A 12,444-nucleotide genomic window follows, 5' to 3' on the forward strand; every position below is an offset into this window, starting at 1 on the left:
ACGATACACGTGCCTTCTAATTAATCGAAGACGCAAAATACACAAAAGAACTTCCATTCCCACACACCATGTGGATTCGGAAGTTCTTTTTTTACATTTACGTATCACTTTCTTGACCAAAAGCCCAACAATTGAGACTTAACGAGCCAAGGACATACGATTGAAAAAGCTTACGCGCGGAGCGCTCATGATCCGCAGCCCCCATCGCATAAAACAAAGGTGAAAAATGCTCTATTCCATAAGAAGGTACCGCCTGTTTGGCATATGGAGCCTTCTTGTCATATTGGAATAGGTGACGCAAATTCCAGTCTTGAAGCTGCTGTGCAATCCAGTCATCATATTGAACGGCCCAATCGGCTGGCTCACTCGTCTGCTTGAGTGTCCGCAAGTTGTGGACCAATCCACCGCTACCGATAATCAAAATCCCTTGTTCTCGCAACGGCGCCAGCATCCGCCCAATCTCGTATTGCTCCTGGGGAGCGCGCCGAGAATCAATGGATAAGGGTACGACCGGTATGTCTGCATCAGGATATATATGCCGCAAAACCACCCATGCTCCATGATCCAGTCCTCGGTTCCGAACCGGCTGGTGGAACAGGTTATGCTGACTGAACAGATGCTCTATCTCCTCATACAGCTTTGGATCGCCTGGTGCAGGGTAATCGATTGAGTACATTTCTTCGGGAAAGCCATAGAAATCGTGCAACGCTGCATGCTGATCATCCGCGCCAATACATTGATCGGGGCTATCCCAATGCGCGGAAAAAATGACAATTCCTTTGGGTCGGGGCAGGCTCGCGCCCAGCTTTGCAAGAAAGCTGGTATATGCGTTATTTTCTACAGCCAGTGTCGGTGAACCATGCGCAACAAAAATTGAGGGTAATGTCATCGCTGCCAACCTCCACACGCCAGTATAGTGTTACTCTTCCATTTTACTCCGGCGGAGGCGCAATTTCCAATACAATCCGTTACACACTGAAATCAGATCATCCAGTGCTGCCAATCCCGTTGAATATTTTCCTGTTCATCCAGCCATTCAAGTGTTCGATCAATCAGCCGTTGCCGCTCTTTACCTGACGAGAAAGTGTGATCTCCCTGGAAAATAATCTCTTTATCACAGCGTCCCTCTGGACGCATCCAGAATATCTTTTGAAACAGAAATGCATAATCCACAGGAATAATATCATCCGAGGTGCCATGAACAACGAGCACATCTCCGTTAAATTTAACGGCCTCCTGGAACGGCTGAAATTGAGCTAACGACTCAAAATAAGCAGGCGTAAACTTATAGCCCAAATAGTCGGCATGACCGGTTTTAACAGACTCATCGTACACGCTTCGCTCCGTAATTTTGACGATGTCGTTGAACGGATAGCCCACTGCGGACCAAAGAACCAGATTTTGTACTCTCTTGTCCCGTACGGCTGTGAGAAGGGCTACTGCGCCCCCCAGACTGTGACCGATCAGCGTCACCTTGGTCGGGTCAATGTCCGCGCAATTGACGGCGTAATCCAACACGGTACGTGTCTGATTAATCATTGATTCTAACCCCTGCTTGCCGTATTCACCTGTGCTTTCCCCACAACCGGCAAAATCAAAGCGCAGGACAAAGTATCCCCCTTCGGCCAGTTCACGCGCAGTCTTGACGAATAATCGATCTACTCCGATACGATTGCCTACAAAACCGTGACATATAACAACGAGAGGAACCCTTCTCTGACGATCTCCCTCATTTGTACGGTTTGGATAATGAATTGTTGCTGCCAGTTCTTCATGTTCAAAGCGAATTCCAATTTGCCGTTCCATCCTGATTCCCCCAGTTTCAAGTTTCACTACACATTTATGAATTCAAACTCATATCGTAACGTGGAATATCCATCCAGGATATTCATTCACTTTAATTCCGATAAGTTTAATAAGATTTTATAGTAAAGTCAGTCTATCATCGCCCTGCTTCCTTGTCAACCTGTCAGTTCCATCGTTAAAAAAGTAAACAAATAGCGCTCCCCGATGCGATTCCGGAGAACGCTATACTACACTTATTAGAGTGAATCCACTACATTAAAGTAGACATTCGTTATTCGTAGCTGTTCCTAAACATTTGGTGGGTCTCCGTTCGTCCCTCCCACTCCAGCTTACAAGAGGCGCCGTTATGTTCATCCTCATGCCACAGGCTGCGGTAGTTCTGTGCACCTAGTTCACCCGCAAATTCTGTATCCTCAGCCACTTCGATATCGTCCAGTATACGGTACGTTGGAGATGATCCTTGAATGCTCCGGTGACTCACATTTGTAGACGAGGCCACCCCGCTATTCCCGTTCGAAGCGTTTGCCAGTCGTTTTTGGACTGAATAATCTGCCTGGTTCTCCAGTTTCATGATGCCACACCCTCTTAACGTTTATATTCAGGTTGCTCTATGTGCTCACCCTGTATCCAGTTTGAGGAGAATGCAGCGGTAATATACATTTTATAGATAAAGTCTTTTGCCATCCGACGCTTCCTCACGTATACTGTCTTTGTTACGAAATGGCGGTTCCATCAGCCCGGGATACGCTCATAAAGCAGGAGGAAGAAATGAATAAAGCAAAAAATTATACGCTTATTGCATGGATTGCCTTGTCTATGTTTTTCTTAACACAGGCAATTATCGGATGGTTTGTCACCTTTACAGGTGGGGATATCAAACCCTTTGAAAAAATCAGCCTATCCACCCTTATCATCATCGCCGCAGGAGCCATTCTACTCGTTGAAGCTCTGATGAATTTTATGGACCGTCCCGAAGAAGGCGAGGAGACACAACAGCCAGACCATGCCCCTGTAAAGCCCCAGATGAATCTTAAATCCATCTTGATGTATGTTGTGTTAGTTGTCGTGATTCTTGTCGCCGGACTTGCGCTGCGCAGTGTACTGCCAGTATTCAGAATCTCACCTTGGGCGAATTTAATTCTCGCCGCCATTGGATTTATTGGACTCAAACCAATTTTTCTGCGTAAAAAACGTTCATAGCCCACAATTCTCATTATATGGAGCTGCCTCATTTTGGATCGCAGCAGCTCCTTTTCATTTCGATCAGGTAACCGACTTACAGCTGGGGGGTGCATCAAAAAGCCGTATTCCTGGCCTGCAAGAAGCTGCATGGGGGAATACGGCTTGATATACTTTAGAACTTATTTGGAAAATAGTTGTTCTGCATTATCCAGAGCAATTTTATGTCCCATCGCGGAATAGTCCAGCCAAGGCTGTCCGTCCAACATGTAGACATGCCCTTGCTTCACCGCCTTGAGACCTTGCCATACTGTATTTCCTTCCAGCTGCTTGTATACCTTTTGGGCATCCGCGCCTTTACTGATGATAACAAGGATCGCATCAGCATCATAATCCGGTAAAACCTCTTGGGAAACAACCTGATAAGCCTTGTTGATCTTTTCTACACCTTTGGCTGGCTTCAAGCCCAAGTCCTGATACAACAGCGGTCCTACCGGACGCTTCATCCCCATAACACGAACCTCTTTCGCCGTCACACGTACAGCCATAACCGTTCCGTCCCCAATTTTTGAATGAATCAGCTTTTTGACTCGTTCCTTCTGTGTATCATAATCTTTTAGAAATGCGTCTGCCTGTGCTTCATGTTTGACCATAACGGCTATTTTTTTTAATTGATCCTTCCATGTGCCTTCATCCAGATCAAAAACTTCGGTTGGCGCAATTTTTTCAAATTTGGCCACATCGGTTCCCGAATATTTTTTGTCCAAGAAAATATGATCAGGTTGAAGCTCCAGTACCGCTTCCATATCCGGGTCTGTGACAACACCTAGCTTACGGGTATTTTGAAGACGATCTTTTACATGGGGCAGAAAATCCTTCACATCTCCGCCAATGACCGAACCAGCCGGAGTAATGCCCAATGCCAGCAGGTTGTTCGTCAAATGAATAGACATCGAAGCAATACGCGAATCCGCACTAATGGTTGTCTGCGCACTGCCAGCCGCTTTCGTATCGGTAGCCTGCTTGTCGGCTGCTTGTCCACAAGCGGACAGCATGATCATGCATACAACAAGAGTTGTGACTACCCATGAACGTTTAAAACCTGGACCCTCAAATTTGTGCTTTCTCATGTTTACTCTCTCCTATGCTACAGAAACTCTACATTATAATGATCAATATAGAAGGCGTCTACTTAGTTTTTAATTTCAGCGGGTTGTATCATTTGCACCATATGATTTCATATGTACCTATTCCTTTGTCATTTTGTTCGGGACAGCAGGAATAAAAAATACGGAGCTCCTACCACAGCAACCACCACACCTGCGGGAATCGCATTCGGCTGAAACACCGAACGCCCAATCGTGTCTGCGGTGACCAGAATGACGACCCCGACCAAACAAGCTACTGGCAGCAAATGCTGGTACATCGGCCCAACCAGACGGCGAGCCAGATGAGGTGCAATCAGCCCAATAAAACCGATGCCTCCGGCCATGGATACGCTGGCACTGGATAGAGCCACGGCTGCGCCCAGCAGTAATAGGCGCTGGCGCTTCACACTTGTGCCGATTCCAGCTGCGGTCTCGTCGCCCAACGACAGGTTGTTCAGACTACGCATCTGCGACAGAACGTAGGGTAAAACAATGACTATCCAAGGCAGCAAAGCCGCTGCATGTATCCAGTCCCGGCCCCAAACGCTGCCAGCCAACCAACGTGCAGTAAATGCGTACGTATCCTCATCCAACCGCAACGACCAATACAGCGTTATGGCGCTAAGACCCGAGGCTACACCGATGCCGGACAAAATCAGACGCACGGGCACGATTCCTCTGCTGCGGCTATAGGACAACAAAACAATCAGCACGGCCGCAATGACACCTCCTGCAAAGGTAAACAAGGGGATCAGAACGGCGGCAGATCCGTCCAGATCGCGAAAAAAGCTAACGAACATTACCAGCCCCAACGCTGCCCCTGCGTGAAGTCCCAGAACTCCGGGATCAGCGAGTGCGTTCCGTGACAAGCCTTGCATGACCGCCCCGGCTGCACCTAGTCCCGCTCCAGCCAGCATCGTTACAGCAATACGAGGCAGACGATACTCGAACAGAACGATATGATCACGTCCACTGCCACCGCCAAACAACGTATCCAGCACGCGTAGCGGTGGAATACGAATCGTTCCGGTATTCAAACCCAAAACAAGGACGGCAAAGCTGATCCCCGCCAATACCAAACAAACGAGCCAAGCCTTTGTCGTCCTTGTATCCCCGATCCCTAAAGAGCGTCTCACTATAAATCCCTCCTTTCCTTACGGGCGAGAAAGAGGAAAAAGGGTACTCCGATAAAAGACACCATAATTCCGATAGCTAGCTCCTCTGGTGGATTTGCCATTCTCGCTCCCAAATCTGCCAGCACCAGTAGCACGGCTCCCAATAACGCAGACAGCGGCACGATCTGGCGATAATCCACACCGATTAGCTTGCGAGCGATATGTGGGATAACCAAACCTACAAAGCCGATGGCTCCGGCAGCCGATACAGAGAGTCCAGCCAGTACTACTACAGTCAGCAGACCCAAAAGCCGGATACGCCTGAGATTCAAGCCAAGGTTTAACGCAACCTCATCGCCCATCGAAATCAGCGAAATGGAACGTGCCAGCCCCATAGACCAGGCGATCACCATAAGTAAAATCGGTGCAAGAATCTCAAGCTGCGACCATTTGATTCCGGCTACACCACCCGCATACCAGAAGGCTAAATCCTGACTTAGATCAAAATAAATCGCAATCCCCGAAGTCATGGAACCTAACAAGGCAGCCGTCACAGCTCCAGACACCGTCAATCTCATAGGTGTCAATCCTCCCGGTGCAGATGCTCCCAGACCAAATACTAGTAAGGTACTCATCAGCGCCCCCAGGAACGACAATACAATTAACGTCCCATAAGGTAGATTGGGGAAAAAGGCAAAACTCACAGCAACTACAAACATCGCTCCTGCGTTAATGCCCAGCACACCTGTATCTCCCAGCGGGTTGCGTGTAATACCCTGAATCAGAGTGCCTGCCACCGCCAGCGCAGCTCCAATAACAGCTGCACCCAGTACACGCGGTAATCTCAGCTCGTGAATGATCTGATGTGTTATTAGCGAACGATCATAGTGAAATACTGCCGACCACACGGTGCTTACGTTCAAGTCCTTGGCTCCGAGAGAAATGGCGGCGAATATGGCCAAAGCCAACAATACAGCCGAAGCTGTGAACAACAACGCCTGCCGAATCCTACCCGCTCGAAGCACTGGAGGTGCTGTTATGACTACTTTAGGAACTGCCCTCTCTGTCAGATCTGTATATTTGTCCATGCTGTCTTTAGACTGCATTTGGTGAGGTCACTCCCTCCGTACCTGAAAATCATCACATCTTTCATAACGATAATGATAATTATTATCAACTTGATACATAATAGCATGTTTCTATGACATTGCAAGCCAAAAACTGTTCCCCTTAGGAGGAACAGTTTTTGAATATATCTATATGATTTTACTACACAGGTGACTCCAAACGGTCCTCTCTTTAGTACGTAGGCCAGCCTGCCGAATCCCATTTCAAATCACTAATCAGAAGCTTTGGATTTCCACCATCAGTGGCATCATAGGCATGACGTGCAATCACACTGTTGTTATAGACAGATTGTCCACCCGGTCCCTTCCAACGGTCATTCCCCGCATCCAGTATCGTTCCACCGCCATCCATCAAGCTTTTTCCGCTCTTGTCCACATACGGTCCGGTAATACTAGTAGAGCGACCGTAAATAATCTTATAATTACTGTCTACGCCTTTGCAGCAGTTATCAATGGAAGCAAATAGATAATAATAGCCGTCGCGGTATGTAACATGTGGCGCTTCCAAACCACCAGCCGTACGCTTGGCGATAGAATAGATCTGGCCCGTAGGCTTCATCGTATTTTTGTCCAGTCGAGTCACTTTCAAGCCTGAATTCCATGAACCAAAGGAAAGCCACGGGTTACCTGAAGCGTCAATGACGAGATTCGGGTCAATGGCATTGTAATCGTTAGCATCCGTCGTACGCAGCACTAGTCCATCATCTCTCCAGCTGCCCGCGCCAATACTCGTTGCGGAGGCTAGTCCGATAGCCGAGGTCCGGGCACCAAAAGTAGAAATGGAATAGTACAGCCATACCCGTCCATTATACTTTTGAGCATCCGGTGCCCATACATCGTTAGGCTTTTGCTTAGGTACATACGATTTCCACCATGATGGCGGCGACAGGAATATTTGCGGCAATCTGTAAAAATTGCGACCGTCGTCCGATCTTTGAACCTGTATCCCCTGTCCTGTGGAGAAAATATACCATGCGTTGCCTTCCTTCGTAATGGACGGATCATGCACTGCCACATCGCCAGTTAACGCCCAATGCTCTGCGGATGCAGATGGCATCACTGACAGCATTAAAGCAGCCGAGGTTACAGCAGCAAACGCCGTTCGGGTCAATTTACTCTGTACTGATTTTTTCCATGCTTCCAACATTCTTACGCACCTCCGAATGAGTATCTTATAATAAAAATCAGGTGACACATCTATTACGTTAGTGTTTATACTTATGAAGTTACACATATATTAACCTATCACATTCACTTTTGTAAACGCTTTATTTCAAATAAAAAGAAATTTATAAACTATGCATTATACATAAAAAGGAGCCCGTAGGCTCCTTTTCAAATTAACATATTAAATAGATTTTCGTTTTTGTTCAGTTCCGTATATTTAAGCCCCTTGCGGTTCATTCGTTCAATTAAAGGAAGATAGTCTTCCTTCTGGAACAGCTCAATGCCGACCAGAGCTGGTCCATTTTCCTTATCATTCTTTTTCGTATATTCAAACCTAGTAATATCGTCGTCCGGTCCAAGCACATCCTGTAGAAACTCACGCAGTGCCCCTGCTCTTTGTGGGAAATTCACCATAAAATAATGCTTCAGTCCTTCGTAAATTAGGGACCGTTCCTTAATCTCCTGCATACGATCTATATCGTTGTTACCACCGCTGACGATACAGACAACCGTTTTGCCTTGAATTTGCTCGCGATACAGATCAAGTGCTGCCACAGGCAGTGAACCCGCAGGCTCCACAACAATCGCATTTTCATTATACAACTCCAGAATCGCGGTACATGCTTTGCCTTCCGGTACCTTCACAATATCGTCCAAGGTGTGTTTACAAATATCGTATGTCAGCTGACCTACACGCTTCACCGCAGCTCCGTCAACAAACTTGTCTATTTGATCCAGTGTAACGACCTTGCGCAAACGCATCGCTTCCGTCATCGACGCCGCGCCGAGGGGCTCCACGCCAATTACCTTGGTGGACGGACTCATGGTTTTAACATACGTACCTACGCCTGCCGCCAAACCGCCGCCGCCAATCGTTACGAACACATAGTCCATAGGTGTATCTAGGCTCTCCATCACTTCCATCGCAATCGTACCATTGCCCGCAATAATTTTCGGCTGATCGAACGGATGGATGAAGGTCATTGCCTGCTCGCTGCACACCTTCATGGCCTCATCATAAGCATCGTCAAACGTGTCTCCGGTCAGAATGACCTCTACACTGTTACCGCCAAAGCGACGAACCTGCTTCACCTTCTGATTAGGCGTTGTACTCGGCATAAATATTTTACCGTGGATACCAAGTGCATTACATGAAAAAGCCACACCTTGCGCATGATTCCCCGCACTCGCACACACGATGCCTTTTTCCATTTGCTCAGGGGTCAAGCTGCGGATCATGTTGTAAGCTCCACGGATTTTAAAGGACCGCACGACTTGGAGATCCTCTCTTTTCAGATACACATTACAGTTATATTTGGCCGATAGGACGGCATCCCTCTGTAAAGGTGTACGTACAATCACCTCACGCAGCATATGATGCGCTCGTACAATATCCTCCATGCCAACGGCTGACGCCATGGCCGGGTCAGTTTTCTGGGTTTCTGTTGGTTCCATAGGTTCTCCACGCTCCGCCTGAATATTTCTGTATTTGAAATCTTTCAAATAATCATACCACGTTTACCCATAGCTTGTGCAGATGATAGTCATGAAAATGAGAATGAAAATCAATCAAATAAAAAAAAGGCAGACCGGGACACTGCCCGATCAGCCTTTTCTGACGTTGCACATTTCTTGTACTCCGTTGCTCTATTTAATACCTTTCCGATTATCCTTTTACTCCGCCTGCCGTCATCCCTTCAATAAAGTAACGCTGGAAGAACAGGAACACGACGAGAATCGGTAAAATAGCCAAAACGGAACCCGCGATCAGCACATCATAATTGTTGCCATATGGCGTCAGCAGACTGGACAGTCCAATTGGCAGTGTCAGCATGTCGTTGGTACGCAATACAATCATCGGCCAGAGGAAGTTATTCCAACTGTTCATCGCCTGCAAAATAGCCATTGCCGCAAATGCAGGCGCCATCAGAGGCATCATAATCCGTACGAAAATGCCATATTCTGAACAGCCGTCAACCCGCGCAGCATCCATGAAGTCCTTGGGAACACCACTCAAATATTGACGGAAGAAAAAGATCGGGATCGGCGCAACGACAAATGGTAGAATTACACCCCATACCGTATTGATCAGCTTCATGCCGATCATTAGCTTGTAGAGCGGCAGCATGATAATTTCTACCGGGATCATCATCACAACCAGCACCAGTGTGAAAATCACATTTTTCAATCTAAAACGGTACATCTCCAGACCATAGCCTACCATCGCGGACAATATCAGACATAACACCGTAAACAAGACGGTAATGACAATACTGTTCCAGTACCATTGAAAATAATCCGTCGTCCCCTGAAAGATGAACGCATAGTTTTTCAGGGACATGATGTCCCACTCCAGCTTAAGATTCAATCCGTAGCGCAATAGCTCCGTCGATGGCTTGAACGAGGCAAGCGTCACAGCAAATAGCGGAAACAGGGCAAACCCGGCAAACAGAATGAATAGGACAACGAGCAATGCGGATAACGAGCCTTTTTGTTTCTGAGCCATCGCTTAATCCTCCTTCCGGAACATGCCGAAAAATTTGAGCTGGATCAGGTTCAGCACTAGTGTAAATACGAGCAATACAATGCCCACTGCAGCTCCGAAGCCCATACTGTTCTGCTCCAGACCTTGGCGATAGAGATAGCCAACAATTGTTAAACCAATATCGTTCGGGGAGTTATTTCCGTTCCACAACATGTAGCTCTCCGTGAACATGGACAACCCCGCATAAATGCTAATCGTAAATACGTAGATCGTTACTGGTTTCAGCATAGGAATCGTAATCCGCCAAAATGAATCGAAACGACTGGCTCCATCAATCTGCGCAGCCTCATACAACTCAGGAGGAATGTTCTGGAGTCCCGACATGTAGTACAACATATTTACGCCCAACCATCTCCACAAGGCCAGCACAATCAACGCTAAAAAGCCGGTGTTCGCATTCATTAGCCATTTGTAAGGCTCCAGACCGAATACCCCCAACAGGGAGTTCATCAGCGAACCATCCAATTCCCCGAACATGAGGCGGAAGATCGTTCCTGCTACCACCACCGAGGTTAGTGCAGGTATAAACATCACGGAGCGAAACAACCCTCTGCCCGGCATTTTAGGCGAATTCAGCAATACTGCCAATACCAGCGGCAGAGGAATCAGCACGACTAGTGTAAGCAGCGTATACAGGACGCTGTTCAATATCGCCTTTCCAAACGTAGGATTGATTAAGTCCTTATAATTTTCCAGTCCAACATAAGTTGTTATCCCTGGCAGGACTTCCTGAAAGCTCATAATGACCGTCGAGATGACTGGATAGGCAAAAAATAGCGCAAAGGACAGTAAAAATGGAAGGACAAACACATACGGTGCCGTACGGCTGGAATGAATAAAGCGACTCCATCGGCTTCTGGTCGGACGCTGAGGTTGTGGCGGCTGACCTGTCGGTACATTAGCGTTCGTATGAACGGGCGTTGCCATGAATCTCACTCCCTTTCCTGTTGGGGTCTATCTCAGTTCATCTGCCAGCTCATGTAGCACCGTGGCTGGATCTTCGCCATTCTGTAGTGTCCGATAAAGTATTTTATTGCGCACAGCACTGGCAATATCAGGTGTTTTCGGTCCGATATGCACCGCATTGATTTCATCTTTGACTTCGATGAGCGTGTCAAAAATATTCGTTCCGAAATACTCCGTAAATTTATTCTTGGCTTTGGCTTCCGGCATGGTCCACACTTCACTGCGGATGGGATCAAAACCAAGCTGCTTCCAGATCTCCACATTCCCTTGCTTGGATAGCTTGGCAAAGGCTAGAAAGCGCATCGCCAGATCTTGGTGCTCTGATTGGTTCGTGACTACTGTTCCGGTTCCGCCCATACCCGCTGAGCGAAAACCGCCTTTTTCCCACGCTGGTATGGGTCTGATGATGATTTCCCCTTTCAGGTCAGGCATGTAATCCGTAAAACGTCCCATATACCACATCGGCATCCATACCGAAGCGGCCCCACCTTTGTTCATAAACCCGTAGTATTCCTCCATGTGGTGCCCGCCGCCTGGTGCGGGAATAGCGATTTTGTCTTTTACCATCTGCTGAAGAAACTCGAGTGTTTTAATATTCGTTTCGTTATCCAGCGTTAACTCGCCCTTGTCATCCAGAAAATCCGAATTCTGCTGGGAGATCATCGGCCAATAGTTCCACAGGTCATTCGTTTCCAGGGTCGCCATCGGCTTGCCTGTTTTCGCCAGCACTTGCTTGCCTGCAGCAGCATAGTCTGCCCAGGTGACGATGGAATCCGGGTCTACCCCCGCCTGATCCAAAATTTCTTTATTGTAATACATCACTTCGGCCCCGACATGGAAATCAATACCGTAATACTTCCCGTCTTTACCGTAAATCTGTACTCTGGAAGGCACAATGTTTTTGATCTCTGGGTCAATCACCGGATTGAGTGGGACCAGTTGCGGTATCCCTTTGAGGAAATTACCGATCTTGTTCACCTCGATATCCGCGATATCCGGCGCTCCCACCCCTGATTGCAGCGCAATCGACAGCTTGCTGTGGTGGTTGTCATAGGGGAATGTATTCGCTTTCAAATTAATCAGTTCATCAGGGTGCTGTTGGTTCCATTGGTCAGCCATTTGCAGAAAAAACTTCTCATGCAGTTCATTGAACGTCCATAATACAAGTTCTGTTCCCGGCCCATCCTTTTCATCGGTCTTGAAAGAACAGCCTTGCAGCAGTCCAGCCATCAAAACCACCGCCATAAGCATCAAAGCCATGCTTTTTCTTCGCAGCAGCATATCCTTCCCCCTTCGCATGATGAAATCCTAATTCATAAATGATTGCGCTTTCTTTTATTATTTAACATCAATACAAATTAGTTTACAACAACATTATTTATAAAATATTT

At 47.3% G+C, this 12,444-nt stretch carries 12 protein-coding genes; 1 reads left to right on the top strand and 11 read right to left on the bottom strand.

Going from position 1 to position 12,444, the window contains the following annotated elements:
• Positions 1-97: 97 nt before the first annotated feature.
• The 3 genes from ACL9RM_RS19745 to ACL9RM_RS19755 form a co-directional block, all read right to left on the bottom strand.
• Positions 98-889 carry a dioxygenase gene (locus tag ACL9RM_RS19745; RefSeq protein WP_250243234.1) on the bottom strand — a complete coding sequence of 264 codons (792 nt, stop codon included), beginning with the start codon at positions 887-889 and terminating at the stop codon, positions 98-100.
• 92 nt (positions 890-981) lie between these two features.
• Positions 982-1,806 (bottom strand): alpha/beta hydrolase, encoded by an 825-nt coding sequence (locus ACL9RM_RS19750; protein ID WP_068938549.1) that lies wholly within the window; start codon positions 1,804-1,806, stop codon positions 982-984.
• A gap of 271 nt (positions 1,807-2,077) precedes the next feature.
• On the bottom strand, positions 2,078-2,377 hold the full coding sequence (locus ACL9RM_RS19755; protein WP_165179481.1) for a hypothetical protein: 300 nt from the start codon (positions 2,375-2,377) through the stop codon (positions 2,078-2,080).
• Between the two features lie 197 nt (positions 2,378-2,574).
• Here ACL9RM_RS19755 and ACL9RM_RS19760 point away from each other — a divergent pair, with 197 nt between their 5' ends.
• Complete coding sequence (locus tag ACL9RM_RS19760) at positions 2,575-3,006, top strand: hypothetical protein (RefSeq protein ID WP_165179482.1); 432 nt, start codon at positions 2,575-2,577, stop codon at positions 3,004-3,006.
• A 161-nt stretch (positions 3,007-3,167) separates the two neighbouring features.
• Here ACL9RM_RS19760 and ACL9RM_RS19765 read toward each other — a convergent pair whose 3' ends face one another.
• From ACL9RM_RS19765 to ACL9RM_RS19800, 8 genes are all read right to left on the bottom strand, one after another.
• Positions 3,168-4,115, bottom strand: coding sequence for an ABC transporter substrate-binding protein (locus ACL9RM_RS19765; RefSeq protein WP_250267476.1), 948 nt, complete (start codon positions 4,113-4,115; stop codon positions 3,168-3,170).
• A 128-nt stretch (positions 4,116-4,243) separates the two neighbouring features.
• A complete protein-coding gene (locus tag ACL9RM_RS19770; protein ID WP_250267475.1) occupies positions 4,244-5,269 on the bottom strand; it encodes a FecCD family ABC transporter permease in 1,026 nt (341 codons plus the stop codon).
• On the bottom strand, positions 5,269-6,288 hold the full coding sequence (locus tag ACL9RM_RS19775; protein WP_414126448.1) for a FecCD family ABC transporter permease: 1,020 nt from the start codon (positions 6,286-6,288) through the stop codon (positions 5,269-5,271). Before ACL9RM_RS19775 ends, ACL9RM_RS19770 begins: the two co-directional genes overlap by 1 nt.
• Before the next feature lie 259 nt (positions 6,289-6,547).
• Positions 6,548-7,522, bottom strand: coding sequence for a glycoside hydrolase family 43 protein (locus ACL9RM_RS19780; protein ID WP_250267473.1), 975 nt, complete (start codon positions 7,520-7,522; stop codon positions 6,548-6,550).
• Positions 7,523-7,710: 188 nt separating this feature from the next.
• On the bottom strand, positions 7,711-8,997 hold the full coding sequence (gene ilvA, locus ACL9RM_RS19785) for a threonine ammonia-lyase IlvA (RefSeq protein WP_250267472.1): 1,287 nt from the start codon (positions 8,995-8,997) through the stop codon (positions 7,711-7,713).
• Positions 8,998-9,208: 211 nt separating this feature from the next.
• On the bottom strand, positions 9,209-10,048 hold the full coding sequence (locus tag ACL9RM_RS19790) for a carbohydrate ABC transporter permease (protein WP_029517136.1): 840 nt from the start codon (positions 10,046-10,048) through the stop codon (positions 9,209-9,211).
• A 3-nt stretch (positions 10,049-10,051) separates the two neighbouring features.
• On the bottom strand, positions 10,052-11,014 hold the full coding sequence (locus ACL9RM_RS19795) for a carbohydrate ABC transporter permease (protein ID WP_023987071.1): 963 nt from the start codon (positions 11,012-11,014) through the stop codon (positions 10,052-10,054).
• A gap of 27 nt (positions 11,015-11,041) precedes the next feature.
• On the bottom strand, positions 11,042-12,334 hold the full coding sequence (locus ACL9RM_RS19800; protein ID WP_250267471.1) for an ABC transporter substrate-binding protein: 1,293 nt from the start codon (positions 12,332-12,334) through the stop codon (positions 11,042-11,044).
• Between the last annotated feature and the right edge of the window lie 110 nt (positions 12,335-12,444).

This window comes from Paenibacillus sp. S29 (assembly GCF_049319765.1).
GTDB classification, from domain to species: domain Bacteria; phylum Bacillota; class Bacilli; order Paenibacillales; family Paenibacillaceae; genus Paenibacillus; species Paenibacillus polymyxa_B.